23 protein-coding genes, 1 tRNA gene and 1 pseudogene are annotated in these 26,711 nt (G+C 65.6%); 11 read left to right on the forward strand and 14 right to left on the reverse strand.

The genetic code is table 11. The annotated features are described in order from the left end of the window. A pseudogene (locus ACFFII_RS04050) lies at positions 1-353 on the forward strand (phosphoglucosamine mutase); the annotation flags it as partial. Between the two features lie 91 nt (positions 354-444). On the opposite strand, the gene ACFFII_RS04055 reads toward ACFFII_RS04050, so the two are convergent. Together ACFFII_RS04055 and dksA are read right to left on the reverse strand one after the other, a co-directional pair. Beyond that, positions 445-1,584, reverse strand: a complete 1,140-nt coding sequence (locus tag ACFFII_RS04055; RefSeq protein WP_377697621.1) for an FAD-dependent monooxygenase — start codon at positions 1,582-1,584, stop codon at positions 445-447. Positions 1,585-1,642: 58 nt separating this feature from the next. Further along, a complete protein-coding gene (dksA, locus tag ACFFII_RS04060) occupies positions 1,643-2,065 on the reverse strand; it encodes an RNA polymerase-binding protein DksA (RefSeq protein WP_377697622.1) in 423 nt (140 codons plus the stop codon). A 182-nt stretch (positions 2,066-2,247) separates the two neighbouring features. Between dksA and ACFFII_RS04065 the strand changes: the two genes are divergently transcribed. The 6 genes from ACFFII_RS04065 to ACFFII_RS04090 all read left to right on the forward strand — a co-directional run bounded on the left by ACFFII_RS04065 (position 2,248) and on the right by ACFFII_RS04090 (position 10,037). Continuing rightward, positions 2,248-3,087 carry an AAA family ATPase gene (locus tag ACFFII_RS04065; RefSeq protein WP_377697623.1) on the forward strand — a complete coding sequence of 280 codons (840 nt, stop codon included), beginning with the start codon at positions 2,248-2,250 and terminating at the stop codon, positions 3,085-3,087. A gap of 31 nt (positions 3,088-3,118) precedes the next feature. Then, complete coding sequence (locus tag ACFFII_RS04070; RefSeq protein ID WP_377697624.1) at positions 3,119-4,255, forward strand: GNAT family N-acetyltransferase; 1,137 nt, start codon at positions 3,119-3,121, stop codon at positions 4,253-4,255. A 104-nt stretch (positions 4,256-4,359) separates the two neighbouring features. Then, positions 4,360-7,227, forward strand: a complete 2,868-nt coding sequence (locus ACFFII_RS04075) for a calcium-binding protein (protein WP_377697625.1) — start codon at positions 4,360-4,362, stop codon at positions 7,225-7,227. A gap of 77 nt (positions 7,228-7,304) precedes the next feature. Next, positions 7,305-8,204, forward strand: coding sequence for an acetylglutamate kinase (argB, locus tag ACFFII_RS04080; RefSeq protein ID WP_377697652.1), 900 nt, complete (start codon positions 7,305-7,307; stop codon positions 8,202-8,204). An 87-nt stretch (positions 8,205-8,291) separates the two neighbouring features. After that, positions 8,292-8,810 (forward strand): SixA phosphatase family protein, encoded by a 519-nt coding sequence (locus ACFFII_RS04085; RefSeq protein ID WP_377697626.1) that lies wholly within the window; start codon positions 8,292-8,294, stop codon positions 8,808-8,810. Positions 8,811-9,380: 570 nt separating this feature from the next. Continuing rightward, positions 9,381-10,037, forward strand: coding sequence for a L,D-transpeptidase (locus ACFFII_RS04090; protein ID WP_377697628.1), 657 nt, complete (start codon positions 9,381-9,383; stop codon positions 10,035-10,037). A gap of 21 nt (positions 10,038-10,058) precedes the next feature. Here ACFFII_RS04090 and ACFFII_RS04095 read toward each other — a convergent pair whose 3' ends face one another. Further along, positions 10,059-11,330: a PP2C family protein-serine/threonine phosphatase gene (locus ACFFII_RS04095; RefSeq protein WP_377697629.1), complete on the reverse strand. Its 1,272-nt coding sequence runs from the start codon at positions 11,328-11,330 to the stop codon at positions 10,059-10,061. Between the two features lie 173 nt (positions 11,331-11,503). Further along, complete coding sequence (gene ilvA / locus ACFFII_RS04100) at positions 11,504-12,751, reverse strand: threonine ammonia-lyase IlvA (RefSeq protein ID WP_377697630.1); 1,248 nt, start codon at positions 12,749-12,751, stop codon at positions 11,504-11,506. Between the two features lie 114 nt (positions 12,752-12,865). Here ilvA and ACFFII_RS04105 point away from each other — a divergent pair, with 114 nt between their 5' ends. Together ACFFII_RS04105 and ACFFII_RS04110 are read left to right on the forward strand one after the other, a co-directional pair. Then, positions 12,866-14,092 (forward strand): argininosuccinate synthase, encoded by a 1,227-nt coding sequence (locus ACFFII_RS04105; RefSeq protein WP_377697631.1) that lies wholly within the window; start codon positions 12,866-12,868, stop codon positions 14,090-14,092. 124 nt (positions 14,093-14,216) lie between these two features. Then, positions 14,217-14,290 (forward strand) — tRNA-Cys (locus ACFFII_RS04110). A 169-nt stretch (positions 14,291-14,459) separates the two neighbouring features. Here ACFFII_RS04110 and ACFFII_RS04115 read toward each other — a convergent pair. The 7 genes from ACFFII_RS04115 to ACFFII_RS04145 form a co-directional block, all read right to left on the reverse strand. Further along, a complete protein-coding gene (locus ACFFII_RS04115) occupies positions 14,460-15,725 on the reverse strand; it encodes a lytic murein transglycosylase (protein ID WP_377697632.1) in 1,266 nt (421 codons plus the stop codon). An 85-nt stretch (positions 15,726-15,810) separates the two neighbouring features. Next, positions 15,811-16,134, reverse strand: coding sequence for a DUF8846 family protein (locus tag ACFFII_RS04120; RefSeq protein WP_377697633.1), 324 nt, complete (start codon positions 16,132-16,134; stop codon positions 15,811-15,813). 67 nt (positions 16,135-16,201) lie between these two features. After that, the gene (locus tag ACFFII_RS04125) at positions 16,202-16,924 is read right to left on the reverse strand and encodes a DUF421 domain-containing protein (protein ID WP_377697634.1); all 723 of its coding nucleotides are present in this window, start codon (positions 16,922-16,924) and stop codon (positions 16,202-16,204) included. A 57-nt stretch (positions 16,925-16,981) separates the two neighbouring features. Then, on the reverse strand, positions 16,982-17,512 hold the full coding sequence (locus tag ACFFII_RS04130; protein ID WP_377697635.1) for an RNA pyrophosphohydrolase: 531 nt from the start codon (positions 17,510-17,512) through the stop codon (positions 16,982-16,984). A 7-nt stretch (positions 17,513-17,519) separates the two neighbouring features. Further along, positions 17,520-19,034 (reverse strand): S41 family peptidase, encoded by a 1,515-nt coding sequence (locus ACFFII_RS04135; RefSeq protein ID WP_377697636.1) that lies wholly within the window; start codon positions 19,032-19,034, stop codon positions 17,520-17,522. A gap of 108 nt (positions 19,035-19,142) precedes the next feature. Then, positions 19,143-20,204, reverse strand: a complete 1,062-nt coding sequence (locus ACFFII_RS04140) for a tyrosine-type recombinase/integrase (RefSeq protein WP_377697637.1) — start codon at positions 20,202-20,204, stop codon at positions 19,143-19,145. A gap of 106 nt (positions 20,205-20,310) precedes the next feature. Next, a complete protein-coding gene (locus ACFFII_RS04145) occupies positions 20,311-20,862 on the reverse strand; it encodes a recombinase family protein (RefSeq protein ID WP_377697638.1) in 552 nt (183 codons plus the stop codon). A gap of 264 nt (positions 20,863-21,126) precedes the next feature. On the opposite strand from ACFFII_RS04145, the gene ACFFII_RS04150 reads away from it, so the two are divergent. Both ACFFII_RS04150 and ACFFII_RS04155 read left to right on the forward strand, forming a co-directional pair. Then, positions 21,127-21,291 carry a hypothetical protein gene (locus ACFFII_RS04150; protein ID WP_377697639.1) on the forward strand — a complete coding sequence of 55 codons (165 nt, stop codon included), beginning with the start codon at positions 21,127-21,129 and terminating at the stop codon, positions 21,289-21,291. Between the two features lie 130 nt (positions 21,292-21,421). Continuing rightward, complete coding sequence (locus tag ACFFII_RS04155; RefSeq protein WP_377697640.1) at positions 21,422-22,120, forward strand: hypothetical protein; 699 nt, start codon at positions 21,422-21,424, stop codon at positions 22,118-22,120. Between the two features lie 147 nt (positions 22,121-22,267). Here the strand turns inward: ACFFII_RS04155 and ACFFII_RS04160 are convergent, their stop codons facing one another. The 3 genes from ACFFII_RS04160 to gpmI form a co-directional block, all read right to left on the reverse strand. Beyond that, positions 22,268-23,320, reverse strand: coding sequence for a hypothetical protein (locus tag ACFFII_RS04160; protein ID WP_377697641.1), 1,053 nt, complete (start codon positions 23,318-23,320; stop codon positions 22,268-22,270). 426 nt (positions 23,321-23,746) lie between these two features. Next, positions 23,747-25,084, reverse strand: coding sequence for a murein hydrolase activator EnvC family protein (locus ACFFII_RS04165; RefSeq protein WP_377697642.1), 1,338 nt, complete (start codon positions 25,082-25,084; stop codon positions 23,747-23,749). Continuing rightward, positions 25,081-26,607: a 2,3-bisphosphoglycerate-independent phosphoglycerate mutase gene (gene gpmI / locus ACFFII_RS04170; protein ID WP_377697643.1), complete on the reverse strand. Its 1,527-nt coding sequence runs from the start codon at positions 26,605-26,607 to the stop codon at positions 25,081-25,083. The genes ACFFII_RS04165 and gpmI overlap by 4 nt, the downstream gene beginning before the upstream one ends. Positions 26,608-26,711: the final 104 nt, after the last annotated feature.

Genomic DNA, 26,711 nt, shown 5'->3' on the forward strand with positions numbered 1-26,711 from the left:
TCGTGATGACCGACTATGCCACCACCGGCGACGGTCTGATCGCCGGGCTGCAGTTCCTGGCGGCTCTTGCCGATAGCGGGCGACGGGCCAGCGAGCTCGTGCGCCAGTTCACGCCCGTGCCGCAGATGCTGAAGAACGTGCGCTACAAGGCCGGGGCGGATCCCCTGTCGGCCGAGGCCGTGCGCGCCGAGATCGCCGCGGCCGAGGCGCGTCTGGCGCAATCGGGCCGGGTCCTGATCCGCAAGTCGGGCACCGAGCCCCTGATCCGCGTCATGGCCGAAGCGGAGGACGAGGCGGTCCTGCGCGAGGTCGTGGACGGCATCGTCGCGGCGGTCGAGAAGGCCGCCGCTTGAGCGAGCGGAAATGCGGGACCGGGGGCTTCGCGCCCCCATTGTCGTATACGACAATCCCGCGGGATATTTGGACGAAGAAGAACCCTGCCAGTCAGGCCGTGACAGTCGGGTCGTGGTCATAGACCCAGGCAAAGCGCTCGAACACCGCGCGGGGGGCGAGGCGGTTTGCCAGTCTCAGCGCCGTGTGCCCGGCCAAGCGTTTCGGCCCTGAAAGGTGGTAGTTGCGTGCGTTCGCCGTGGCTGCCCCGACGATGCGGGCGCAGCGGTCGCGGCGCAGCGCTTGGTAGCGGGCCATCGCGCGGGGCTGGTCGGCGTCCGCGTCAAGGCAGGCGGCCAGCGCCCAGGCATCCTCGATCGCCATGCAGGCGCCCTGGGCGAGGAAGGGCAGGGTGGGATGGGCCGCGTCCCCAAGGATCGCGCGGGTGCCATCCTGCCAGCGGGCCGCCACCTCGTGCCGGAACAGGCCCCAGAGGCCGGTTTCCGTGACCTGCGCCAGCCATCCCGGCACCGGCCCGCCGAAGCCCGCGAAGGCGCGGTGAAGGTTCTGCGGGTCGTCGGTCTGCGACCAGCTTTCGGCGGTCCAGGCGTCCCGCTCGATCACGGCGACGATGTTGCGCTGGCCGAAGCCCAGCGGGTAGCTGACCAGATGCCGGCCCGGCCCCATGAAGACCTGCGACACGCGGCGGGCATGGTCTTCTGCCGGGATGATTGCCCGCCATGCAGTCTGGCCGGTGAAGAAGGGCGTCTCGGGTCCGTTCAGCGCCAGGCGGACGCGACTGTGCAGCCCGTCCGCGCCGATCAGCAGGGGCGCTTCGGGCAGCGTCCCGACAGGCGAATCGAGGCGGATCTCGACGCCGGCCGCACGCGCGGCTTCCTCCAGCACCTGCAGCAGCCGGGCCCGGTGGACAGTGCGGAAGCTCGCCTGCGGACGGGCGCGGGTGAAGTCCATTGCCAGGACGAGGGCGCCTCTGGCGTCGCGCAGCTCGACGCCAAGCGAAGGGGCTGAGGCGGCATGGAAGGCATCGCGCAGGCCCAGCGCATCCAGAACGCGGCCCGCGTTGGGGCTGACCTGGATGCCGGCGCCGACCTCGCGGTAGGCGCCGGCGCGTTCATGAACGGTGACGCGGGCGCCGCGCCGAGCCAGCGCCAAGGCAGCGGTCAGGCCGCCGATGCCGCCGCCGATGACGGTCGCCTCTCGTCCCGCCAGCGCCCCGTGATCCTGATCCGCCATGCTCGTCCTCCTGTTCCGCAGCAAGCCGTAAGGCGCAGGCGGCCGGATGGCGATGCGGTCAGTCGTCCCGGTGCACCCGTTCGCGCCGCTCGTGCCGTTCCTGCGCTTCCAGCGTCATGGTGGCGATGGGACGCGCGTCCAGGCGCTTGAGGCTGATCGGCTCGCCCGTCATCTCGCAATAGCCGAACTCGCCCGTCTCGATGCGGCGCAGGGCGGCGTCGATCTTGCTGACCAGCTTGCGCTGGCGGTCGCGGGTGCGCAGCTCGATGGCGCGGTCGGTTTCCTCGGACGCACGGTCGGCGATGTCGGGGACGTTGCGGGCGCTGTCCTTCATCCCTTCCAGCGTCTCGGCGGATTGTTCCAGAAGCTCCTGCTTCCAGGCCAGCAGCTTCCGGCGGAAGTATTCGAGCTGGCGTTCGTTCATGAAAGGTTCGTCCTCGGCGGGACGGTATTCATCAGGAAGGAATGTCTGGCGCTTCATGGCTCCTCCGGCGGAGCCGGGCGCAGGTCCGCGGCCCGGTCCTTTGGGCGTCCCCTTAAAGGATGAGCCGGGGGAAGGAAATAGTCGCGTGACGCGGGGGCAAAACTTGCCCGTGCGCGACCTGCGGCCTAGTGTCCGCAGGCCTGTCTGCCCCTCAGCCTGCCTGTCAGAAGGACCGATCCATGCAGTTCCGTTCGACCGAAAGCTACGTGGCGCCGCCCGACCTGGCGCTGGCCGTGAACGCCGCTGTGACGCTGGAACGCCCGCTGCTGGTCAAGGGAGAGCCGGGGACCGGCAAGACCGAGCTTGCCCGGCAGGTGGCGGCATCTTTGGGGCTGCCGATCATCGAATGGAACGTGAAGTCCACCACCAAGGCCCAGCAGGGGCTTTACGAATACGACGCCGTCAGCCGGTTGCGCGACAGCCAGCTGGGCGACGAGCGGGTGCATGACGTGTCCAACTACATCCGCCGCGGCAAGCTGTGGCAGGCGTTCGAGGCGTCGGGCAAGGTCGTCCTGCTGATCGACGAGATCGACAAGGCCGACATCGAGTTCCCGAACGACCTGCTGCAGGAACTCGACCGGATGGAGTTCCACGTCTACGAGACCGGCGAGACGGTCCTGGCCCGCCACCGGCCCATCGTCATCATCACCTCGAACAATGAAAAAGAGCTGCCCGACGCCTTCCTGCGCCGCTGCTTCTTCCATTACATCCGCTTCCCCGATGCCGAGACGCTGAAGCAGATCGTGGCCGTCCACTATCCCGGCCTCAAGCAGCGCCTGCTGGACGAGGCGCTGACCCAGTTCTTCGAACTGCGCGAGGCGCCGGGGCTGAAGAAGAAGCCCTCGACCAGCGAGTTCCTCGACTGGCTCAAGCTGATCCTGGCCGAGGACCTCTCGCCCGAGGACCTCAAGCGCGCCCCGAACGAGATGCTGCCCAAGCTGCATGGCGCGCTGCTGAAGAACGAGCAGGACGTGGCCCTGTTCGAGCGTCTGGCCTTCATGGCGCGCCGGCAGCGTTGAAACCGGACCGGGGCGGGTTATCTTCCCTGCCATGGCCGAACTGACCGTTTCCATCCTGCACGGCGTGGACGCGCTGGACGCCGCCGCGTGGGACGCCTGCGGTTCCGGCGGCGATCCCTTCACCACGCACCGCTTCCTGCTGGCGCTTGAGCAGTCGAAATCGGTCGGGAAGGGGACGGGCTGGCATCCTTCGCATCTGGTGGCGCGCAGCGGGGACAAGGTGATGGGTGTCGCGCCGCTCTATCTCAAGACCCACAGCCAAGGCGAGTACATCTTCGATCACGCATGGGCGGATGCCTGGCGGCGCGCGGGCGGGCAGTATTATCCCAAGCTGCAATGCGCCGTGCCCTTCACCCCCGCCACCGGGCCGCGGCTGATCGCAGACGACCCGCAGGTGCAGGCGGCGCTGCTGGCGGCGATGACGCAGATCGCGGGCCGGGCGGACCTGTCCTCGGCCCATGTCACCTTCTGCACCGAGGCCGAGCGGGCCTTGGGCGAGGCGCAGGGCTGGCTGGGCCGCACGACGACGCAGTATCACTGGCAGAACGCGGGCTACGGCAGCTACGAGGATTTTCTGGCTGCCCTGTCCAGCCGCAAGCGCAAGGCGCTGCGCAAGGAACGCGAGCGCGCCAACGCCTTTGGCGGGCGGATCGTCGCGCTGACGGGCGACGATCTGCAGCCCGAACACTGGGACGCCATGTGGACCTTCTACCAGGACACCGGCGGGCGGAAATGGGGGCGGCCCTACCTGACGCGGGCCTTCTTCGACCTGCTGCACCAGACGATGAGGGATGACTGCCTGCTGTTCCTGGCTGAGCGTGACGGCCGCCCCGTGGCGGGCGCGCTGAACCTGATCGGGCGCGACACGCTTTACGGCCGCTATTGGGGCTGCACCGAGGACCACCCCTTCCTGCATTTCGAGCTGTGCTATCACCGCGCCATCGACTGGGCGATCGAGCACCGCCTGTCCCGCGTCGAGGCGGGCGCCCAAGGCGAGCACAAGCTGGCCCGCGGCTACATGCCCGCCGAGACTCATTCGATCCACTGGGTCTCGGACGCGGGCTTCCGCCGGGCGCTGCAGGGATACCTCGCACAGGAAGCCGAGGCCGTCGGCGACGACATGGCCGAGACCGCCGCCTTCGGCCCCTACCGTCGCGGCGATGGCTAAAATGCAAGGGAAAGAGCCGCCTCGAGGGCGCCCTTTTCTCACCCCTTCTTAAGGGATCCGCCGCAGGCTGACCGCTGGCTTCACCACAGTGATCGGCAGGGCAGATGGTCGAGTTCCGGTATGTCACGACGATCACGCAGGGCTTCGTCCGAAGCCTGACGGACCTGACCCTGGGGCAGGTGGGGGATCGCATCGTGCTGGTGGGCGCGACCCATGCAGGGGGCGGGCTGTCGGTCTGGGGCGTGGCGGCGGCCGACCAGAAGGCCCGCCCGGTCGCCAGCTATGACTATCCGAAGGCGCTGACCCATCTGGCCGAGCCGCAGGCGATCCTGCTCGACCGCCCAGGCGGTGTGTCGCTTCTGGCCACCGGGATGGCGGGCGGCGCGGACTGGGTGCGCCAGCTTGGCCCCGAAGGCAAGCAGGGCGCAGTGGATGCGGAGCTGACACGCGCGGCCCTGCCACTGGACCTGCTGCAGGCGGGCAGCTTCACCATCGCCAGCGGGCAGGCGATGATCTATGCCGCGCGCCACGATCAGGCCGTTTTCACCCTGTGGCGGCAAGGGGGTGACGGGCGCATCCTGCTGGCAGGCACGACCGCCGCGCCGCCCCGGATGCCCGTCGACGCCCAGATCGATGCCCTGGTGCCGCTGCGGATCGGGGGCGTGGACCTGATCGTCTCCGCCTCGACCCGCGGCAACTTCATCGCGGCGCACAAGGTGCTGCCCGACGGGCGGCTGGATGCGGGCGAGTTCGTGGGCACGACCCGCGGCACGGGTTTCAACGGCCCCCGCGACATCGCGGCGGTCGAGGTCGAGGGGCGGCATTTCCTGGTCGTCAGCTCGGCCTACAGCTCATCCCTGACGACGGTGCGCATCCTGCCCGGCGGCGGGCTGGTCCCGGTGGGCCATGTCATCGACGAACGCACGACACGCTTCCAGTCCGCCACGGTGATGGAGGCCGTGACGATCGACGGCCGCGCTTTTGTGGTGGTGGGGGGCGCCGACGACGGGCTGAGCCTGTTCACCATCACGCCGGACGGGCGGCTGATCCACCTGGACACCATCGCCGACGATAGCCTTTCAACGCTGACGGACGTGTCCTCGCTGGCCATCCGCGTGATCGGCGGAAAGATCGTCGTCTTCGCGGGCTCGGCGACCGAATCCGGGGTCAGCCAGTTCGTGATCGACCCCGGCCGGATCGGCCAGACCCGCCACGTGGCCGACGGCGCCCATTTCGGCACCGATGCGGGCGACCTGATCCAGGGCGGGCGGAACACCACCCGAATCGAGGGGGGCGCGGGCGACGACATCCTGATCGCAGGCTCGCGCTCGATCGACCTTTACGGGGGCGCGGGGGCGGACCTTTTCGTGCCGCTGCCGGTCTCGGGGCGTGTCACCATCCGCGACTTCCAGCCCGGGGTCGACCGGATCGACCTGTCCATGCTGGGAATGGTGCGTTCGGTCGAGCAGCTGCGCTTCATCCCGCAGGAATGGGGCGTCCGCATCCGCTTCGGCGACACGATGATCGAGGTCCGCAGCCGCGACGGCCGCACGCTGAGCAGCGCGGACTTCGACAATTCCCTGTTTCCCATCGCGCATTACCAGCCGCCCGACGTGCGCTCGACCATCCTGGGCACCTCGCGCGCCGAGGTGCTGAGCGCGGCGCGCGGCGGCTCGGCGGTTCATGGCTATAATGGAAACGACACCATCTTCGGCAGCGATCTTGAAGACTTTGCCGACGGCGGGACCGGCCATGACAGCATTGTCACACGCGACGGGGACGACACCATCTGGGGAGGGGCGGGCAATGACACGATCCGCAGCGGCGGGATGGACGACCTGATCCTGGCGGGCGAGGGCCACGACCTTGTTCTGGGCGAGGGAGGAGACGACCGCGTCGCCGGGCAGGGCGGCAACGACCGCATCTACGGCGGGGCGGGCGACGACCGCATCAACGCGGGCTCGGGCGCAGACTATCTGTCGGGCGACGACGGCAACGACAGGCTGTTCGGCATGGGGGGCGATGACCGGATGGTCGGCGGCCTGGGCGACGATCTCATGCTGGACCTGTCGGGGGACAACCTCTTCCGCGACCATGCGGGCAACAACATGATGTTCGGTGGCGCGGGGCGCGACCGGATGTTCGGCGGCTCGGGGCACGACACCATGCGCCCGGGCGCCGGGGCCGACCTGGTCGCGGGCGGGGGTGGCAACGACCGGATCAACAGTGGCGACGGTGACGACACCATTCTGGGCGAAGATGGAGAAGACCTGATCATCGGCGGGCCGGGGCGCGACCTGCTGTATGGCGGTGCAGGCAGCGACGCGATCCATGGCGGCGATGACGACGACCGGTTGGCGGGCAACGACGGCAATGACGTCCTGATCGGAAACAAGGGCAACGACCTGCTGCTGGGCGGGCGCGGCAACGACACCATGCGCGGAGCCGAGGGGAACGACCGGATTTATGCAGGCGAGGGCGACGACCGCCTGCTGGGCGGCACCGGGGCGGACACGCTAGCGGGCGACGGGGGTAACGACATGATGCTGGGGGAAGGCGGGGCCGATCTTCTGCTGGGCGGGGCGGGAAATGACACGCTCGATGGCAGCTGGGACGATGACGAGCTGTTTGGCGCGGGCGGCGACGACCTGCTCAGCGGCGGCACGGGGACCGACAGGCTGACCGGGGGCGCGGGGGCGGATGTCTTCGTCTTCGCGCCCTCGGGGTCGGATGCGCTGGCCCCTGACGTGATCACCGACTTCTCGGCGGGGCAGGACCGGATCGACCTGTCGTCGCTGGACCTGGCGTTCGTGGGGGAGGGGACCTTCACCGGCAACCGGCCCGAACTGCGCTGGTCCGCCCAAGGCGGCGTGCTGCGGATCGAGGCGGACCTGGATGGCAACCGCCTGGCAGATGTGGTGATCCTGCTCGAAGGTGTGCAGGCGATCTCCGAAAAGGACTTCATCCTCTGAGGGCGGCGGTCTGGACCTTGCTTCCCGCACGGCCTAGCCTTGCCCATCCACGGGGACACCACATGAGACCGCAAAGCATGGACCGCGACTTCGTCACCACCGCACGCACCCTGTCCGAAGCGCTGCCCTACATGCAGCGCTATGCGGGTGCCGTCGTCGTCGTGAAGTTCGGCGGCAATGCCATGGGCGACAACGACGCGATGGCCGAGTTCGCCCGCGACATCGTGCTGATGAAGCAGGTGGGCATTCACCCGGTTGTCGTCCACGGAGGCGGGCCGATGATCAACGACCTGCTGGACCGGCTGGGGATCGAAAGCCGCTTTGTGCGTGGCAAGCGCGTCACCACGCCCGAGGCGGTGCAGGTGGTCGAGATGGTCCTGTCGGGCCTGGTTAACAAGCGCATCGTGCAGGCAATCAACGATGCGGGCGGTCGCGCCATCGGCATCTCCGGCAAGGATGACGACCTGATGGTCTGCGAGGCTGACGACCCGGAACTCGGCTTCGTCGGCCGCCCGATCGAGATGAACGTGCAGATCATCCGCGACCTTTACAACGCCGGGCTGATCCCTGTGATCGCGCCGGTCGCGACTGGCATGGCCGATAACGAGACCTTCAACGTGAACGGCGACACCGCGGCGGGCGCGATCGCCGGGGCGCTGAAGGCCGACCGGCTGCTGCTGCTGACGGACGTGGCGGGGGTCAAGAACGGGCAGGGGCAGGTGATGACCCAGATCCACCCCGATCAGGTGCGCGCCATGATCGCCGACGGCACCATCGCGGGCGGCATGATCCCCAAGACCGAAACCGCGCTGACCGCGCTGGAGGAGGGAGTGCGCGCCGTCGTGATCCTGGACGGTCGGGTGCCCCATGCCGCGCTGCTCGAACTGTTCACCGAGCAGGGCGCGGGCAGCCTGATCCGTTCGACCGAGCCCTCGGTCAAGCCGCACGGGCTGCGCCAGGGCGGAAGCGGGCTTTGACGACGGGCCGCCGAGCTGCTGGCGAGCCGCTTGCGGCTGGCGGTCGCGGGTGGCACTCTGATTCGGGAACCAAGGGAAAGGGTCAGGATGACACCGCTGGGACATTGCCGCCTGATCCTGACACGCCATGCGAAATCCGACTGGGATGACCCGACGCTGCCCGATCACGATCGCCCGCTGAACGGGCGGGGCCGGCGGTCCGCGCGGGCGCTGGGGGACTGGCTGGCCAGCCGCGGCTATGACCCCGAGGAGGTGTTGTGCTCCTCTGCGCTGCGGACGCGCCAGACCTGGGACTGCGTGGCCCAGGCCGTCTTCGAGACGCGGCCCGACCTGCGGATCGAGCCTGCGCTTTACCAGGCCGCACCCGAGACGATGCTGCAGGTCCTGAGAACCGCGACCGTGCCCACGGTGATGATGATCGGCCACAACCCCGGCATCGCGGCTTTCGCCGCCATGCTGCCGGCTCGCCCGCCGCTCGATCCGCAGTTCCGCAGCTATCCAACGGCCGCGACGCTGGTCGTGGACTTTCAGGCCGACAGTTGGGCCGAGATCGAGCCGGGCCAGGGCAGCCTGCGCGACTTTGTGCGCCTGGACGGGCGCAGTTGAGGGCAACGACCCTCGGCAGCAGCTTCCGTCCGGATCGCCGACAGGTGAGGGCAAGGGCAGGTCCCTTGCAGGAGTAACCCTGCAAGGCATGTTGTGCGCTGACTGCACCAGCACGCAGCGCCGGGCAAGCGGGACAGGGCTTGTCGGAAGAACTGCCCTTTCATCGAAACAGGAGCGGAATCTTGTGAATGGCTGGCATGGGCTCCTGGCCTCCAACGAGGCCCATGCCTCTCGCGCTGACGCAAAGCGCTGCGCCACTCACTGTGAGAGGGCGCGTCAGGGTGTTGGGAAGGAAAGGAGGGAGGACTGCCCGTCCAGCACATCATGGATGCATTCCTCCCCTCCCCGCCATCTTGCGTCAGCCTCTTGAGCGCTCCTTTCTCTGCCGGATCATTGCGTTTCCGGCTCCTCGGACACCGCATCTGTTGCGGCGAGACCGCATTTGCCGGGAAAGGCGAACTGCTGACGCCGCTGTGAGTTGAACTCGACCCGGTCACCGATATGTGCTGGGCCCACAAGCAAGGCGCTGCCGCACGAGCCCGCAGGGGCTCAGGCCGACAGGAGAACAAGATGCCCGCGATCAAGCCGTCCGCCGTTGACCGGCGGTCCTTCCTTGCCACCTCGCTCGCGCTGGGCGCCATAAGCTTGGCGGCCCCGGCCCTTGCGCAGGCGGTTGACCCCTATACGGGGCAGGCGCTGCAGGGCGCACCCGGCGCGGGGGCGACCCCCGACGCGGGCGTCGTCCAGTATGACGCCGGGCAGGACAACCGCCGCAACGTGTCCAGCTTCCGGATGCACGACTGGCAGCCTTATTTCAGCAACCTGACGAACGGCGCCATCCTTGTTGACCTGACCTCGCGCGCCTTGAGCTACTGGTCCGAGGACGGCGAGTTCCGTCTTTACCCGACCTCGATCCCGGTCAGCGAGGACCTGACACGCCGCGGCCGCACCGAGATCATCAAGAAGGTCGAGGGCCCGTCTTGGGCGCCCACCCCCGAGATGAAGAAGCGCAACCCGGATTGGCCCGACTTCGTGCCGCCGGGTCCGGACAACCCGCTGGGCACCCATGCGCTGTGGCTGAGCTGGCAGTATTACCGCATCCACGGCACCCATGACACGCGCAAGATCGGGCGCAAGTCCTCGAACGGCTGCATCGGGCTTTACAACGAACATATCCAGCAGCTTTATGCCATGACCAAGGTCGGGACGCAGGTCCTGATCATCTGAGAAGGCGCGGGCGGGCCGGGATCATCCCGGCCCGCCGCCCGGACCCGGCAGCACCGGCGCGGGCGGAAGATGCTCGATCAGCACGGCGGAGAGGTCGTCCGCGCGTTCGCCGCTGGCGAAGGCCGCGACCGACCAGCACATGGATTCCAGCAGCGCGTGCCCTGTCAGGGGCGCGTTCAGTTGCAGGATCGCGCGCAGACCCTCCTCTCCCAGCAACTCGCCACGCGCGCCAGCCGCATCGGTGATGCCGTCCGACACGATCAGCATCCGGTCACCAGCCTCGAGCACGACCTCGATCTCGTCGTAGCGCGCGTCCTCGAGCACGCCGACGGGCAGCCCGCCCCGGCCGACCCGTTCGATCCGGCCGTCGGCGCGCTGCAGGAAGGGATGGGGGTGCCCCGCCTGAACCAGCCGCAGGCGGTGCGCCTGCAGATCCAGCCGGGCATAGATCATCGTCAGGTAGGCATCCGTCAGGGGGCCATCCAGCATCATGTCGTTCAGCGCCGAGACGAGTCCCGCGGGCGACAGGTTGCGATCCTGCGCCAGACCGTCGATCTGCGCCGCCAGCCGCGCCGTCAGCAGCGCCGAGGCGACGCCGTGCCCCGAGACATCCACGGCATGCAGGCCGACCGCCTGGTCGTCGAGCGGGTGGAAGCCCACGAAATCCCCGCCGATCATCCCTGCCGGGCGCATCAGCAGCGAGAAACGGAAGGGGCCGAAGCTGCGCTGGCGTTCCCGGATCATCGCCTGTTGCAGCTTGCGCGCTTCGCGCAACTCGGCCGTCATCTGTTCCTGCGCCTCGTTCAGCTGTTCCAGCGCGCTCTGCAGTTCCCGGTTCGCGGCGGTGAGGTCGTCGTGCATGTCCAGCACGCGTTCCGCCGCACGGATGCGGGCCAGCAGTTCGGCACTGGAGATCGGCTTGACCAGGAAGTCGTCCGCCCCGGCGCCCAAGGCCACAGCGATGTCGGCGCGCTCGGTGCTGGAGGTCAGCAGGATGAAGTAGCCATAGCCCTGCCGCACCATGTTCCGATGGGCGCGGCAGAGTTCGAGCCCTGAGAGATTCATCAGCAGCGAGTCGGACAGGATCAGGTCGGGATGCTGCTCACGGCAGATCTTCAGCGCGGTTGCGCCATCCGCCGCCTCGACCACCCGGTAGCCCGCGCGTTCCAGCTGGATCGACAGCATCCGTCGGTGCGCCCGGCTGCCATCCGCCAGCAGCACCAGGCGCCGGGCCCGGTGACCGGCCGCCCGGGCGGGTGTCGAGGAAGACGGAGAGCGATTCGGCTGTCTCATGCGCCAAGGCTAGCGCGCCGGAGTGAACGGCAGGTTAAGCGCGGCCGTTCATGATTCCTCAAGGGATTGGTGTTACGAACGGCCCAGGTCAGCCGAAGGAGACCGAATGATCGACCGCCAGCGCGTGGCCGTCATTTCTGAAGGCATCGAAAGGGCGACGTGGCCCGGGGAGCTCAGATCAGGAACTCGGACAGGACAGGATCGCCGGTGATGTCGCGCCAGTCGAAGCCCTGCGCGGCCAGCCGCTCAGACAGGGCCTCGAGATTCGCGGGGCTGGTTGTCTCGATCCCGATCAGGACCGAGCCGAAGTTGCGCGCCGATTTCTTGAGATATTCGAAGCGCGCGATGTCGTCCTCGGGGCCGAGCAGGTTCAGGAACTCGCGCAGGGCGCCGGGGCGCTGTGCCAGCCGCAGGATGAAGTATTTCTTCAGCCCCGCCCAGCGCTGCGCCCGTTCGCGCACCTCGGGCAGGCGCTCGAAGTCGAAGTTGCCGCCCGAGCAGATGCAGACGACCCGCTTGCCTTCCAGCGCGCCCGCCTCGCCGAGGTCACGCAACGCGTCCACCGCCAAGGCGCCTGCCGGTTCCAGCACGATCCCTTCGACGTTCAGCATCTCGATCATGGTGGCGCAGATGCGGTCCTCGGGGGCGATCACCACGTCCGAAGACGCAAAGCACGACAGCCGTGCAAAGGGCAGCTCGCCGATCCGCGCGACGGCCGCGCCGTCCACGAAGGTCTCGATCCTGGGCAGGGTGACCGGGTGCCCGGCCTCGAGCGCGGCGCGCAGGCTCGCGCCGCCGCCCGGCTCCACAAAGGCAAGGCGCGTCCCGGGCGCGGCTTCGGCCAGTACGCCGCTGACCCCCGCCGCAAGCCCGCCGCCGCCAACCGGCAGCACGACCAGGTCGGGCGCGCCCTCCATCTGGTCCAGGATCTCGGTGGCAACCGTGGCCTGCCCTTCGATCACATGGGTGTCGTCGAAGGGCGACAGAAAGGTCGCGCCCTGCGCTTGGGTGAACTCCTGCGCGGCGCGCAGGGTCTGGTCGAAATAGTCCCCCGTCAGCACGATCTCGACCGCGCCGTTGCCGAAGGTGCGGGTCTTCTCGATCTTCTGCTTCGGCGTCGTCACCGGCATGAAGATCGTGCCGCGCGAGCCGAAATGCCGGCAGGCATAGGCCATCCCCTGCGCGTGGTTGCCCGCGCTGGCGCAGACGAAATGCGCCCCTGGGCCAGCACCCGCCCGACGCATCGCGTTGAAGGCGCCCCGCAGCTTGTAGCTGCGCACCGGCGTCAGGTCCTCGCGCTTGAGCCAGATCTCGGCACCGTAGCGGGCCGAGAGGTGGTCGTTGCGCAGCAGGGGAGTCGGCTCGAACAGCCCGCGCAGCGCGGCCGCCGCATCAAGGACGGGGGAAAGGGGGGTGCTCATGGCGCAGGGATAGGGCGTCATGCGCCGAAATGCCAGCGGCTCTGCGCGCCAGCGCCCTTGTGAGAGGGAGGGAAAGGCCATAATCGGCAGGCAAATCTGGATAAAGGGGCCCCGATGTCTGACGCGCCGAAGAAAGTCGTTCTCGCCTATTCCGGGGGACTTGACACCTCGATCATCCTCAAGTGGCTGCAGACCGAATACGGCTGCGAGGTCATCACCTTCACCGCCGACCTCGGGCAGGGCGAGGAGTTGGAGCCCGCGCGGGCCAAGGCCGAGCTTCTGGGCATCAAGCCGGAGAACATCCACATCGAGGACGTGCGCGAGGAATTCGTGCGCGACTATGTCTTCCCGATGTTCCGCGCCAACGCGGTCTATGAAGGGCAGTACCTGCTGGGCACCTCGATTGCCCGTCCGCTGATCGCCAAGCGTCTGGTCGAACTGGCGCAGCAGCATGGCGCCGACGCGGTGGCCCATGGCGCAACCGGCAAGGGCAACGACCAGGTGCGGTTCGAGCTGTCGGCCTATGCGCTCGACCCCTCGATCAAGGTGATCGCGCCCTGGCGGATCTGGGACCTGACCAGCCGGACGAAGCTGATCGAGTTCGCCGAGAAGAACCAGATCCCGATCGCTAAGGACAAGCGCGGCGAGGCCCCCTTCTCGGTCGATGCGAACCTGCTGCACACCTCCTCCGAGGGGAAGGCGCTGGAGAACCCGGCCGAGCAGGCACCCGAATACGTCTACCAGCGCACGGTGAGCCCCGAGGACGCGCCGGACCAGCCCGAATACATCGAGGTCACCTTCGAGCGTGGCGACGCAGTCGCGATCAACGGCGAGGCGATGTCGCCCGCGACGCTGTTGACGGCGCTGAACGACTATGGCGGGCGGCACGGGATCGGGCGGCTCGACTTCGTGGAAAACCGCTTCGTCGGCATGAAGTCGCGCGGTATCTACGAGACCCCCGGCGGCACGGTCCTGCTGGAAGCGCACCGGGGGATCGAGCAGATCACGCTTGATTCGGGCTCGGGCCACCTCAAGGACAGCCTGATGCCGCGCTATGCGGAACTCATCTACAACGGCTTCTGGTTCAGCCCCGAACGCGAGATGCTGCAGGCGCTGATCGACAAGTCACAGGACTACGTGTCGGGCACGGTGCGGCTGAAGCTCTACAAGGGCTCGGTGTCCTGCGTCGGCCGCTGGTCGGACATGAGCCTCTATTCCGAGGCGCATGTGACCTTCGAGGAGGACGCCGGCGCCTATGACCAGAAGGACGCGGCGGGCTTCATCAAGCTGAACGCCCTGCGGCTGAAACTGATCGGCAACCGCAACGCGCGGGTGAAATAAGAAAGGGGGGCGCTGCCCCCGCCGCCTTCGGCGGCTCCCCCGGGATATTTTCATCCGGCCCGAGGGGCTACGCAGCGACTTGCAGGGCAGAGCGCTTTGGCATATCTGTCCTGCACCTCACCGAGGCGGGTTGGCGGAGAGGTTACGCAGCGGATTGCAAATCCGTGAAGACCGGTTCGATTCCGGTACCCGCCTCCACGGTGAGACGCCGCAAGGTTTGGCAGTTTCCTCCATCATCGCTGCTGTTGTGCTGTCGGGGCCATCGGACCCGGCAAGTTGCGTTATCGCGGCGGTCTGTCTTGTTGCTTCAACGAAAAAGGCCCGGCCGCCTCTCACGCGCCGGGCCTTTCCTGTTCCGTCCGAAGCCTCAGCGCCCGCGCAGCTGCCCCAGGACGATCGAGGTCGCATAGCCGTCGGGCGGCACGCCGATGGAACGCTGGAAGGCCGAGATCGCTTCCATCGTGCCGGTGCCGATCTTGCCATCGATCTCGTCGCGGTAGAAGCCGCGCGCGGTCAGCAGGCGCTGGATCTCGGTCCGTTCGGCTTGGGTCAGCGGGCGGTCCGAGCGGGGCCAGGCGGCCTGGATGCCGGGACGGCCGGCAATGGCCTCGGCGAGGTAGCTGACGCCCAGCGCGTAGCTATCCGAGTTGTTGTAGCGCAGGATCGAACGGAAGTTGTCGAGGATCAGGAAGGCCGGGCCGCGGGCACCCGCCGGCCGGATGATCGAGCCGGTGCCCGCCGGAAGGCCGCGGCCGTTTGCCGCGCGCACGCCCATTGCCGCAAGCTGGCCGGTGCTGGTCCGCGTGCCCTTGCCGACGGCGGTGAAGCCCTCGGGCAGCGTGACTTCGGTCACCCACGCCTGGCCGCGATTCCAGCCGTTGCGCGCCAGGTAGGCCGCTGTCGAGGCCAGAGAGTCGGTCGGGTCGTCCGACCAGATGTCGCGCCGCCCGTCGCCGGTGAAGTCGACGGCGTAGCTGAGATACGAGGTCGGCATGAACTGGGTATGGCCCATCGCCCCCGCCCAAGAGCCCAGCATGTGCTCGGGATCGGTGTCGCCGGCCTGCAGGATCTTCAGCGCTGCGACCAGCTGTTCCTGGAACATCTGCGAGCGGCGGCCGTCATAGGCCAGCGTCGCAAGCGACGGGATGATCTGCATCCGGCCCCGGTTCGAGCCGAAATTCGATTCCATCCCCCAGACGGCCAGCACGATCTCGCGCGGGACACCATAGGTGGCCTCGATGGCGGCCAGCGTCCGGCCGTGCGTAGCCAGCATCTGGCGACCGGTCGAGACGCGTTCCGGCGACACGGCGCTGTCGAGGTAAAGCCAGACGGGGCGCGAGAACTCGGCCTGCTTGCGGTCGAGGCGGATCACCTCGGGGTTGTAGCGGGCAATCGACATGGCGCGGTCGTAGGTGGCCGGGCTGATGCCGGAGGAGACTGCGCGCGGGCGGAAGTTCCGCACCCACTGCTGAAAGCTCGCCTCGGTCGCGGGGTCCGCGGCGGGGATCGGGGCGGGCGTCACGCTGCTGCCGCTGGAGACCGGGCCAAGGCCCGGGCGGCCGACCGGCGCGCAGGAGGCTAGTGCCGCCATCACGGCGGCCGACAGCGCAAGGCGCATCATGGGGGATTTCATACTCACTGCCTCGTCATGTTATCGTTCTTGTTGCACGGAATCTTAACCGTGCAACCGCCGGACTGACAAGGCGAAGGCGGGGCGGTCAGCCGTGGTCGGGTTCGTCGAAGAAGGGCTCGAACTGGGCCACGATGACGCTGTTTTCATCCCGAGCGCGGTCCATCAGGCCGCGTTCCTCGTCCGGAACCTCGTGCCCTTGGGCCAGGCGTTCGTCCAGCGTGCCATAGGCCTGCACCTCGAGCGGCGCGAGATCAGCCTGCTTGAGGATCGCGACCGTCTCGCGCACGGCTTCGTCCTGGTCGCGGCCGGCGGCATAGCAGACCAGCGCCGCGCCCGTCGCGCCCTCGGGCAGACCGTCGCCCTCCTTGCGGCCGACCTGGACCAGCAGTGTGTAGACCTGTTGCACCATCGCCCCCTCGGATCGCCTGCCTTGCGGGATGGGGGATCGTGGCCCGTTTGGCAAGCGCCGGATGAGGTCAGGCGGCCGGCCTGATGACGAGGGGCGTCACGGCAGGGGTCCAGCCATCGGCACGGCCGCAATCGGTGCAGCGCGTCGCGGGCGTCACCAGCCCTGCCCGACGCAGCGAGCCGCAGTTGACGCAGCAGGCCTGGGTGTCGGGCGCCGCGTCCGACAGGGATGCCAGAGGCTCCACATCCTGCGGCGGGACGATGGGCAGGCCGGGCACCGGAGTGTCGCGGTGGAAGACCGACAGCCCGCCGCCGGATTCGTGAAAGGCGAACTCGACCTGGCCCAGGTTCGACACGCCCTTGAGCCGCAAAAGCGACTTCAGTTCCAGCGCGCTGATGTCGCGCAGGATCAGTCCCTCGCGGTCGATGCGGCCGTCGCGGACCACGGCGACGGTGCGGCCGTCGATCATCCGCTTGGCGGTGTCATAGCGCTCGATCAGGTTGTCGATCAGCTTGTTCAGGCAGACGATCACGGTGATGACCACCATCGCCTGCAGCATCGGCACGTCGGGGTAGAAGGTGGCGTCCCCCACCGCCGAGCCGAGCGCGATGACCAGCAGCAGGTCCACCATCGACAGCTGCGTGACCGAGCGCCCGCCGATCCAGCGGATCAGCGCCAGCGTGTAACCATAGATGATCAGCGTCCTGACCGCGATCTCGGCGTAGAACAGGAGAGGCTCTTCGCCCAGAAACATCCGTTTCAGTTCGAAGGGGATGACGGGATCTTCCATGCTGCTTTCCGACAAGCTCGGCAGGGCTGCGCAGGCATTGCGCGCCCGGCAGAAGGCTCAGGGGCGGCCGAGCCTGTCCGCAAAGGCGGCAAACACCCGGTCATAAACCTCGCGCTTGAAGGGAACGATCTTCTCCGCGATCTCGGCGGGCGTCATCCAGCGCCATTCGTCGAACTCGGGATGTTCAGTCGCGATGTCGACCTGATCGTCCCGGCCGTTGAAGCGCACCAGATACCACTTCTGGATCTGCCCGCCATAGCGCCCGCGCCAGATCCTGCCGACAAGCTCGGGCGGCAGGTCGTAGCGCAGCCAGTCGGGGCTTTCGGCCAGGATCTCGCACAGCTCGGCCGGGATGCCGGTTTCCTCGCGCAGTTCGCGCAGGGCGGCGTCGCGCGGGTCCTCGCCCGCGTCGATGCCGCCTTGGGGCATCTGCCAGGCGTCCGAGGGATTGTCGATGCGATGGCCAGCGAAGACCCGGCCTTCGGCATTGATCAGCACCACGCCCGCACAGGGACGATAGGGCAGGCCGCCCGGTCCGGTCACCGCGTCGTCGGGCCCCGTGGCGGGGGCGTCGTTCGTCACTTGCATGAGGTACTCAGGGCTGGGTCGGACGGTTGGCGGGGCGCGCCGTCGGGCTGGGGGCACCCGCCGCGGGCTCGGCCTCGGCGGCGGGCGTCGCGTCGGTCGCGGGGGCGGCGCCCTCGCGCGCGTCTTCGCTGGTCGCATCCTCGCCGGTCACGGCGGGCTTCGCGGCGTCCGCCACCTCGCGCGCCGAGAAATCCACAGCGGCCAGACCCTTGAGGATGTCCACCGCATAGGCGAGCTGGTAATCCTCGTCCCGCAGCTTCGCCGTGGCCTCGACCTGCTTGGCCTCCTCCTCGATCTGGCGGCGCTCCTCGTCGGAGATCGAGTCGTTGTTCAGCGCGCCCCGAAGGTCGCGTTCCGAGGTCGAGAAGTTCGAGGCGCTGCGCGGCGCCTTTTCTTCCTCGTCGGCCGGGCGGGCGGGGGGCTGCTGGACGATGATGTCCGGGTTGATCCCCAGCGCCTGGATCGAGCGGCCTGAGGGCGTGTAGTACAGTGCCGTGGTCAGCCGGATCGCGCTTTCCGAGGTCACCGGCATCACCGTCTGGACCGAGCCCTTGCCGAAGCTCTTGGTGCCCACGACGATGGCGCGGCGGTGGTCCTGCAGCGCGCCGGTCACGATCTCGGACGCCGAGGCGGAGCCTCCGTTGATCAGCACGACCATCGGCTTGCCCTGCGCCAGGTCGCCGGGCTCGGCGTTCCAGCGGCCGCTTTCCTCGGGCTGGCGGCCGCGCGTGGACACGATCTCGCCCTTGTCCAGGAAGGCGTCGCTGACCAGCACCGCCTGGTCCAGCAAGCCGCCGGGGTTGTTGCGCAGGTCCAGAACGAAGCCCGTCACCTTGTCGATGCCACCGGCTTCCTCGACCGCCTTGGCCAGCTCGGACTTCAGCGTGTCATAGGTCTCGTCGTTGAAGGTGGCGACGCGCAGCACCACGGCACTGCCCTCGACGCGGGTGCGTACCACAGTCAGGCGAATCGTTTCGCGAGTCATCTTGACGTCGAAGGGCTCGCTTTCCCCTTCGCGCAGTATGGTGACGGTGACTTCCGATCCGATGGGACCGCGCATCTTTTCCACCGACTCGTCCAACGTCAGGCCCATCAGCGACTCGCCGTTCACATGGGTGATGAAGTCGCCGGGCTTGATCCCCGCGTTGGCGGCGGGCGTGTCGTCCATGGGCGAGATCACCTTGACCAGCCCATCCTCCTGTCCGACCTCGATCCCCAGGCCCCCGAAGCTGCCGCGCGTCTGGGTCTGCATGTCCTCGTAGTCGCTGGCCGACAGGAACGAGGAATGGGGGTCCAGCGAGGTCAGCATCCCGTTGATCGCCGCCTCGATCAGGGTCTTGGAATCGACCTGCTCGACGTAGTCCTGCTGCACCCGCTCGAAGACGTTGCCGAACAGGTCGAGCTGTTCATAGACCGAGGTGTTGCGGCCCGACTCCTGCGCGACAAGCGGTCCGGCCAACTGGGTCGTGACCAGGATGCCGGCCAGCGTGCCGCCGATGCCCGCCATGAGATAATTCTTCATTCTGTGTCTCCCTACAACCACTGGCAAGGAATCCTTTGATTTCAGCACGTTGCAGAGGTTGTTATCTTTGCCGCAAGTAAACTCTGACAAATTTCTGCCATGGCTTTTTTACGACAATACCGCCAACAGCGCGTCCCGATGTGGAGTCAAGTCGGTAGAGGTGTAACGGCGCAGCATGGTCGAGTCACTATGCCCCAACATCTGTTGAATCACATGCGTGGGACGATCTGCGTTCAACAGTCGAGTCGCCACCGTATGGCGGATGCTATGGATGGTTGCTCGCTCCAGACGGCTCTGCCCTGGTTTGTGGCAGACTTTGCCGATGACCCTGCGAAGGATCACTGCCGTGTGTTGTGATCCGAACATTGGTTGACGGTCGATGCGAGGTTTGAGCACCGCTATTGTCCGCTCTGGCAAGGGCAGGGGGGTGACCTTCGCTTGTTGGTGCTGCGACCGCTTGCGCTTGGATCTGACAACCCAGAACGTCCCCGTGTCGAGATCGAACTGTTCCGCAGTGGCGGTCAAGGCCTCATTCAACCGAACGCCAGTTGTGAACAGCAGCGTTGCCAGTGCGTGGGCATCTTGTGAGTGCTGAGACGGATCGGCCGCAAGGTATTCAAGTATTGCCCGCTCTTGCTCGGGGGTGATGACAACGTGCCGTGTTGGGCTGGCAGGAGCAGGATATGTAAGATCGTGGTTTGTCAGATACTCCCCACGAAGCCTCCTGTTGGCAGTCTTGAGTAACGATATCTCTAGAGTGATCGAAGAGCGGGATAGCCCTTCCTCTTCACGCTTGCGGTGGTACAGCTGTAGATCCGATTTTCGGATCGTATGGAGTTCGCGCTTCGGGTCGAACCCAAACGCACTAGGATTCCGCTTGGATTGTCCCGTTAGCTTTGCCTTGCCGCGACGGTAGGCGATCCGTGAATGCTCTGACAGGTCCGGCTGATTGATGACAAAATCAAGTGCAGCTTCGAGTGTGATGGGGCGTAGCCTATGCGGGTCTTTGGCCTCATCCTTGGCTGCTTGGTATGCAGCGGATGCGATTGCATGGGCATTGTTGTAGTCCGATGTTCCCGTTGATTTTCGGACCCGCTTCTTCCCGACTGTGAAGCTATAGGACCAACAGGAAGATTTTCTATCCCGGTACAGCTTGTAGGTTTCGGCCATGTTCCCGCTCGAAGGACTATATCCTCAGAATAATACTTTTGTCAGAGCTGCGAAAGCAGAAAGTGCTTGACTTCTATAGGAAAATGGGTTATAAAAAGGGTGAGAATCAACCTTGTGATACGTTGTAGACGCTCGCGCGGCTGATTCCGAGTCGCCGGGCGATCTCGGTGGCACCCAGTCCTTCCGCTCTCAGTGCATTGACCTCAGCCGCTTTGCGCTGGGCGGTTGGAACCCTGCCTTTATACTTTCCTGCCTGCTTGGCCTTGGCGATCCCTTCGCGCTGGCGCTCAAGCATGATCTCTCTCTCGAACTCTGCCACGCCGCCGAGGACGTTCAGCATCAGCTTCCCGGTTGGCGTGTTGGTGTCGATGCCCATGTTCAGGATCTTGAGAGCGGCACCCTTGGCCGTGATCCGCTGAAGCAGTTCGTGCATGTGGGCAACTGATCGGGCGAGCCGGTCGAGCTTGGTGACCACCAGCGTGTCGCCATCGCGCAGAAAATCGAGAGCCAAGGCGAGTTGATCCCGCTGGGCAACGTCAACTGACGAAACCTGCTCGCGGAAGATCTTCTCGCACCCTGCCGCTGTAAGGTCGCGCTCCTGGGCTTCAATGCCTGCGACCTGATCCAGTGTTGAGGTCCGCGCGTAACCAACGATCATCTTGCACCAACTGTCTAACATGATTCTTAGATGTTTATAGACGGTCTGTGTATTTTGTTCAACACCATTCTAATTGGACAGTTGGTCTGTGAAGGCGGGGTGTCCAACTTGGGCTTGGCCTAGATCGACAACCGGGCCGCGTGAGAAAAAAAGTCGAAGAAAATCGCGGGTGTGTGTCCACCGCATGAACACGCGATATAAATAGAAGTATACAATTAAGGAGGTAAATCTATGGACCATCTACACATACGATTGCCGACAGGATTGAAGAAGCAGCTGAAGAAGCACTGCCGAGACCAGAACATCTCGGTGACCAGTGCCCTCATCATCATGATCAACAAGGAGCTGCGCGACGGCTCCTTGACCAACGCCAGCGCCACTCATGACCTCGATGAAGGTCACGCGCTGGGCTTCGTCCTGAGGCAGTAGGGCAAGATGGGTGACTCCTGCGGGAGCACCTGAGCCCCCATGGCCACCCTCCTTTTCAAACCAAATCATCGCCCCATGGGCGAGGTTTCCGCATATCTGAATGTTATTTCAAATAATTACAAGGAATTAGATGATGAATATACATAATGGAAAACACAAGAAGACCTTCAAAAAGTATGATTTGATCGATGAAGCGTTGGCAGCAGCAACAGCCGGGATGCATCCAGTTACTGCTATTGACACGCGTTGCATCACCTTCACGATACACCTTACCAGCGCGGCGAGGCACGAGCCGTTGTGTCGAACTCTGTTCGGCACAACTGAGACGTTCTTCACCGAGCTAGGAGTGAAGCGCCGTAGCGCCTCTCATACGGGATTGCTGTCATTCATAGACGTGAACGGCAGCAAGTTCACAGGAGCCGCCAGGGACGAGTCCCAGGTCCACTGTCATGGCGCCATCTTCATCCCGCATGGCACCAGCAAGGAAGACTGCGATAGCCTTATCAAGCTGCTGGCGTCGGAAGCCCGTGACGCGACAGACAAGGGCGCACTCATCGCCAAACCACGCCGAGACGCCGTTCAGTTCACGATGTTCGACCGCAATCGGCCAGATGCCAGCCTGAAGAACTGGATTGCATATGCCCAGAAGGAAGAGGTGCGGGTGCGGACGGTGGGCACTTTCGGCGTCTTCTTGCCCTTCGACAAACGCAACGAGGATGGCCAAGCGGTTGCCTCGAAGATCGAGGGCAAGCGGGACAAGACGCTGGCGATCCTGCAAGGGTATGAGGGGTTCAAGGTTTTTCGATATCCTCGCAAAGTCAAACTATAGGCAAACCATGGTACCCCCTGCCACTGGTATCCAGCCCAGCGGGCCTCGGGAACGACGGCCCGACCTATACCGGCTGCGCAAAATACACGTACTTGTGTTTAGGTCATACAAGTAATTGCATGGCGAATTCGTTTGCGACTGGGCCAGTCATCGAGCGTGCATCTTGATGATTGAGTCTTCAAATCTAAGCATTTCAAAAAGTGCGTTTGCGCTTCCTAGTAGCCTATCTTTTTCAACCAGCCACCTGTCTTTTTGCGGGATATCGTCTTCCAGGCCGTGGGCGACTTTGCCCCTTACTATCCAGATTGTTCTTATTATATTTTCAAGCTCTGGAAATTCGTCGAACAAACTGCGTCCCGTGCGAACCTCCAAAAGCTCGCTAAAATACCTTTCTGGCTTCTTGGTGTCGTTCATGGCGTTTTTGTAATCATTCCTGCCGCATACGCCCACTGTGTGGAGGTGCTGCCATATCGAGTACTTCGACCGTTCGATGCATGTCGCCAAGGAGATTATCGCCCTATACTGCTCGTCAGCGGCAGCGAAGTGGTGGCCATCTAGAAGGTGGTCCAGGCTGCTAGGGAAAGGTTCATCCCTCAAATTATTCCAGGATTCCCTCCATACATCCTCTGTGGCTGCAATCACCTCCTTGTTTGGCAAAGTCATGTGATTGTGGGTGTATGGTTCGCCTTTGAGGTCGTAGTTCTGGTCAACCTCAAACTGAGTTCTTAAATTTCCTTCGAAATATGATGGAAAGAAGCCTATCCAATATTGCTTGGTTAATCTGCGCATCTGCCGAAGCCAAGTGCGATGGATTCTATCGGCTATGGTAGAGGCCTTCTCTTCTGTGTCGGCCTCGATATCGATCTGAACTGCATTACATGGCAGAGCTTCAACATCAGACAGGTCGGGATTCTCTGTAAACGTCAAAACAGCCGAAGTATTTCCATTTTCATCGAACTGAAAGGTCGGTAAGATTACTAGGCCAAGATCCCTCCTGTCCGTAGAGATGCCTCGCTTGGCTAAGGCCGGACTCTTGCCGAACTCAAAAGAAGGGCATGCGCGTTTAGTAGGCAAGTCTGAGGTAAACGGTGGAGAGGAGGTAATTGTGACATCATTGAAGCGCTTGCTTATTGATTCCCATCCGCTTACGGAGCGATGGCAGAATATCTTAAATGGAAATGTATAACCAAAGCAGTACATTTTTCGACTATCCCCGGTGTTTATTATGTTATTGAGTGCAGTGCCCGAGCAAAATACCCGGTGGCGATGAGTTAGGAGTGGGTCAATCGGCCTGCAAGAGTGGGTTCGGCCTCCTTATCCCAAAGGATAGAAGGTCAGTCCAATTATGTATAACAAGGCTTTCAGCGGAATCTCTTACCCATCGCTGGCGCACCTTGAGTCCGTTGGATCGCGCTATGAATCCTGTCTCGCTGTCTCGCTGTCTCGCTGTCTCGCTGTCTCGCTGTCTCGCTGTCTCGCTGTCTCGCTCTGACAGAACTCTGACAAACCTAACTGCGGCTCTCGTCTGAACAATGTCGAAATTTCTTATAAAAATAAGCTAAGTCAATGATTCTGAAGGGATTTCATGGTGCGCGTATTCGTAGAAAAACTCTAGAAAAGAGTTCTTCATTCCGTCGTCCTGACCTGCTCAGGGGCATCCTCGCCCGCCGTATCGCCGTTGTCGCGGGCGGCATCGCTGCCGGTCGCGGGAGTAATGACCGGATTCATCACGAACCACTCGGCCGGGTCCAGTGTTTCCTTGCCGTGGCGCAGTTCCACATACAGCGGCTGCATCGCGGGAGGCGTGTTGCCGACGGACGCCGCTTCGACAAAGGCCGCGCCGAACTCGGCGGCCGAACCTTCCTGGCCTCCCATCAGCCCCATCGGCTCGCCCGCAAGCAGCACGTCGCCGGTTTCTCCGAAAACCTGAGATAGGCCCGCGACGATCAGAAGGTAGCCGCGCGCGGGCTCGACGATCATCACGTTGCCGTAATCCAGCAGGGGGCCGCGATAGCGGATCGTCGCGGGCCAGGGTGTCGTGACCAGCGCAGCGGGCGCCGTGCCGATGGTCAGGCCGGGGCGGCGGATGCCCTTGGCGTCGGGCTCGTCATAGCCGCGCAGCACGGCGCCGACCGCAGGCAGGGTCAGACTGCCCTGCGCGGCCTCGAAGTCGGCCATGGGGGCGCCGATGTCCTGTTCCATCGCGGCAATGCCGGCGGCGAAGCTGTCCAGCGTGTCGGCCGAGGCGACAAGAGCCGTCAGTTCCGCCGGGTCCTCGCCGAAGCGCACGGGCATCGAGGAGCGGTCGGTGACGGCCGAGGCCAGCAGCCGCCGCGCTTCCTGCACCTGGGCCAGACCCTGGGCCAGCGTGTCGGCGGCGGATTGCTCGATGCCGCGGACGATGGCGATCTCGTCGAGGCTCGCCTTGAGCCGGTCGGCCTCGGCCTGAAGGGCGGGGGTGACGGCGGACAGGATCATGCCCGATTGCGCGGTGCTGGCGGCGCCTGCCGGGTGCAGCAACATCAGCGTTTCGGGTGAATCCTGCATTGCCATCATCACGCCGATGATCCGAGACAGGTGGTCGCGCTGTTCCTCGAACTCGGCGCGCACCTGCGCCTCGCGCAGCGCGGCGCGGCGCAGGCTGTCGCGCAGCGCGGCCTGACCCTGCTCATAGGCGCGGATCACCTCGGACAGCGCGATCACCTGGTCGTCAGCGGTCAGCGCGACGTCCAGACGGGCAATGGCCTCGCGCAGGCCCGCTGCCGCCGCAGCAGCCTCGCGCGCCGTGGCCTCGGCCGGGGTCTCGCCCACCGTGGCGCCGGGGGCCGCAGGATCGCCCGCCGCCGTGGTGACGGCCCCGCGCCCGCCTTCCGACACCACCGTCTGCGCCAGGCCCGCGCCCGCGGCCAGCAGCGCGGCAAGCGCGACCGTGGCGGTGCGCAGAAGGGCGGGGGCGCGCGTCATGGCCGCTCGATCAGGCTGCGCCCGGTCATCTCGGGCGGCAGGGGCAGGCCCATCAGGTCCAGCACCGTGGGCGCCACGTCGGCCAGCCGCCCGCCCACACGCAGCGACGCACCCTGCGGGCCGCGATAAACGATCACAGGCACGGGGTTGGTGGTATGCGCCGTATGCGGCCCGCCGGTCGCCGGGTCCACCATCATCTCGCAATTCCCGTGGTCGGCGATGACGACCGCCGCGCCGCCCACGCGGTCCAGCGCCTCGATCATCCGGCCGAGGCTCCGGTCCACCGCCTCGCAGGCGCAGATCGCGGCGGGCAGGCTGCCGGTGTGGCCCACCATGTCGGGGTTGGCGAAATTCACCACGATCAGGTCGTAGCCCTCGCCGATGGCCTGCACGAGCCGGTCGGACACTTCGCCTGCCGCCATTTCCGGGGCGAGGTCATAGGTCGCGACCTTGGGGCTGGACGGCATGTGGCGGTCCTCGCCGGGTTCGGGCGCTTCCTTGCCGCCGTTCAGGAAGAAGGTGACGTGCGGATATTTCTCGGTCTCGGCCAGCCGGAACTGGCGCAGGCCATGGGCCGCGACCCAGGCGCCCAGGGTGTTCGTCACCTGCCGCTTGGGATAGGCGGCGCTCATGAATTCGTCGTGACGGGCCGAGTAATCGACCATTCCCAGCACCCCGGACCAGTGGGGGCGTCCGGTCACGTCGAACTCGGCAAAGCCCGGCTGGGCGATAGCGGCCATGATCTCGCGAGCGCGGTCGGCGCGGAAGTTCAGGCAGAAGAAGCCGTCGCCGTCCCGTGCGCCGGCATAGCCGGGCAGGACCGTCGGCATGATGAACTCGTCCGTCTCGCCGCGCGCATAGGCCTCGGAGACGGCGGTCGGGGCGTCGGCGGCCTGAAGCCCCTGGCCGCGCACGATGGCACCATAGGCGCGCGCCACGCGGTCCCAGCGGTTGTCGCGGTCCATGGCATAATAGCGCCCCGTGACAGTGCCGATCGTGACGCCCTCGGGCAGGTTGCCCGCCAGTTCGGTGACAAAGCCCAAGGCCGATTCGGGGGGCACGTCGCGCCCGTCGGTGATCGCGTGCAGTACGACCGGCAGTCCCTGGTCGGCCACCGCCTTGCAGGCCGCGACCACATGGGCGATGTGCCCATGCACGCCGCCATCCGACACCACGCCCATCAGATGCGCCGTGCCGCCCGCCGCGCGCAGCCGATCCACGAAGCCGCGGATGCCGGGATTCTCGAAGAAGCTGCCGTCCTCGATCGCGAGGTCGATCTGGCCCAGGTCCATCGCCACCACGCGCCCTGCGCCGATATTGGTGTGTCCGACCTCGGAATTACCCATCTGCCCGCGCGGCAGCCCCACGTCCGGCCCGTAGGTGATCAGGGTCGAGTTGGGGCAGTCCCGCCGCAGCCGGTCCATGTTCGGGGTCGTGGCCTGATCGGGCGCGCTGAACTCGGGATGTTCGGCAATCCCCCAGCCATCGAGGATGCAAAGGACGACGGGGCGGGGGTTGGACATGAAGGGGGTCTTTCGGCGGCCTGAAGTGCCGGGTTTTTACGGCTCCGCCCGGCAAGGGGCAAGGCAAGAGCCCGCAAGGCCGCGCCCTGCGCGTGACCTCGGGC

The sequence above is a fragment of the Paracoccus niistensis genome (genome assembly GCF_042432925.1).
Lineage (GTDB): Bacteria > Pseudomonadota > Alphaproteobacteria > Rhodobacterales > Rhodobacteraceae > Paracoccus > Paracoccus niistensis.

What these genes read in the sequence shown, in the direction of transcription:
- dksA (WP_377697622.1), bottom strand. Translation starts at nt 2,065, where the DNA reads ATGAAGCGCCAGACATTCCTTCCTGATGAATACCGTCCCGCCGAGGAC.
- ACFFII_RS04115 (WP_377697632.1), bottom strand. Translation starts at nt 15,725, where the DNA reads ATGAAATCCCCCATGATGCGCCTTGCGCTGTCGGCCGCCGTGATGGCG.
- gpmI (WP_377697643.1), bottom strand. Translation starts at nt 26,607, where the DNA reads ATGTCCAACCCCCGCCCCGTCGTCCTTTGCATCCTCGATGGCTGGGGG.
- argB (WP_377697652.1), top strand. Translation starts at nt 7,305, where the DNA reads ATGGACCGCGACTTCGTCACCACCGCACGCACCCTGTCCGAAGCGCTG.
- ACFFII_RS04145 (WP_377697638.1), bottom strand. Translation starts at nt 20,862, where the DNA reads ATGATCGTTGGTTACGCGCGGACCTCAACACTGGATCAGGTCGCAGGC.
- ACFFII_RS04085 (WP_377697626.1), top strand. Translation starts at nt 8,292, where the DNA reads ATGACACCGCTGGGACATTGCCGCCTGATCCTGACACGCCATGCGAAA.
- ACFFII_RS04140 (WP_377697637.1), bottom strand. Translation starts at nt 20,204, where the DNA reads ATGGCCGAAACCTACAAGCTGTACCGGGATAGAAAATCTTCCTGTTGG.
- ACFFII_RS04165 (WP_377697642.1), bottom strand. Translation starts at nt 25,084, where the DNA reads ATGACGCGCGCCCCCGCCCTTCTGCGCACCGCCACGGTCGCGCTTGCC.
- ACFFII_RS04155 (WP_377697640.1), top strand. Translation starts at nt 21,422, where the DNA reads ATGATGAATATACATAATGGAAAACACAAGAAGACCTTCAAAAAGTAT.
- ACFFII_RS04125 (WP_377697634.1), bottom strand. Translation starts at nt 16,924, where the DNA reads ATGGAAGATCCCGTCATCCCCTTCGAACTGAAACGGATGTTTCTGGGC.
- ACFFII_RS04120 (WP_377697633.1), bottom strand. Translation starts at nt 16,134, where the DNA reads ATGGTGCAACAGGTCTACACACTGCTGGTCCAGGTCGGCCGCAAGGAG.
- ACFFII_RS04075 (WP_377697625.1), top strand. Translation starts at nt 4,360, where the DNA reads ATGGTCGAGTTCCGGTATGTCACGACGATCACGCAGGGCTTCGTCCGA.
- ilvA (WP_377697630.1), bottom strand. Translation starts at nt 12,751, where the DNA reads ATGAGCACCCCCCTTTCCCCCGTCCTTGATGCGGCGGCCGCGCTGCGC.
- ACFFII_RS04095 (WP_377697629.1), bottom strand. Translation starts at nt 11,330, where the DNA reads ATGAGACAGCCGAATCGCTCTCCGTCTTCCTCGACACCCGCCCGGGCG.
- ACFFII_RS04105 (WP_377697631.1), top strand. Translation starts at nt 12,866, where the DNA reads ATGTCTGACGCGCCGAAGAAAGTCGTTCTCGCCTATTCCGGGGGACTT.
- ACFFII_RS04130 (WP_377697635.1), bottom strand. Translation starts at nt 17,512, where the DNA reads ATGCAAGTGACGAACGACGCCCCCGCCACGGGGCCCGACGACGCGGTG.
- ACFFII_RS04160 (WP_377697641.1), bottom strand. Translation starts at nt 23,320, where the DNA reads ATGTACTGCTTTGGTTATACATTTCCATTTAAGATATTCTGCCATCGC.
- ACFFII_RS04070 (WP_377697624.1), top strand. Translation starts at nt 3,119, where the DNA reads ATGGCCGAACTGACCGTTTCCATCCTGCACGGCGTGGACGCGCTGGAC.
- ACFFII_RS04090 (WP_377697628.1), top strand. Translation starts at nt 9,381, where the DNA reads ATGCCCGCGATCAAGCCGTCCGCCGTTGACCGGCGGTCCTTCCTTGCC.
- ACFFII_RS04065 (WP_377697623.1), top strand. Translation starts at nt 2,248, where the DNA reads ATGCAGTTCCGTTCGACCGAAAGCTACGTGGCGCCGCCCGACCTGGCG.
- ACFFII_RS04055 (WP_377697621.1), bottom strand. Translation starts at nt 1,584, where the DNA reads ATGGCGGATCAGGATCACGGGGCGCTGGCGGGACGAGAGGCGACCGTC.
- ACFFII_RS04135 (WP_377697636.1), bottom strand. Translation starts at nt 19,034, where the DNA reads ATGAAGAATTATCTCATGGCGGGCATCGGCGGCACGCTGGCCGGCATC.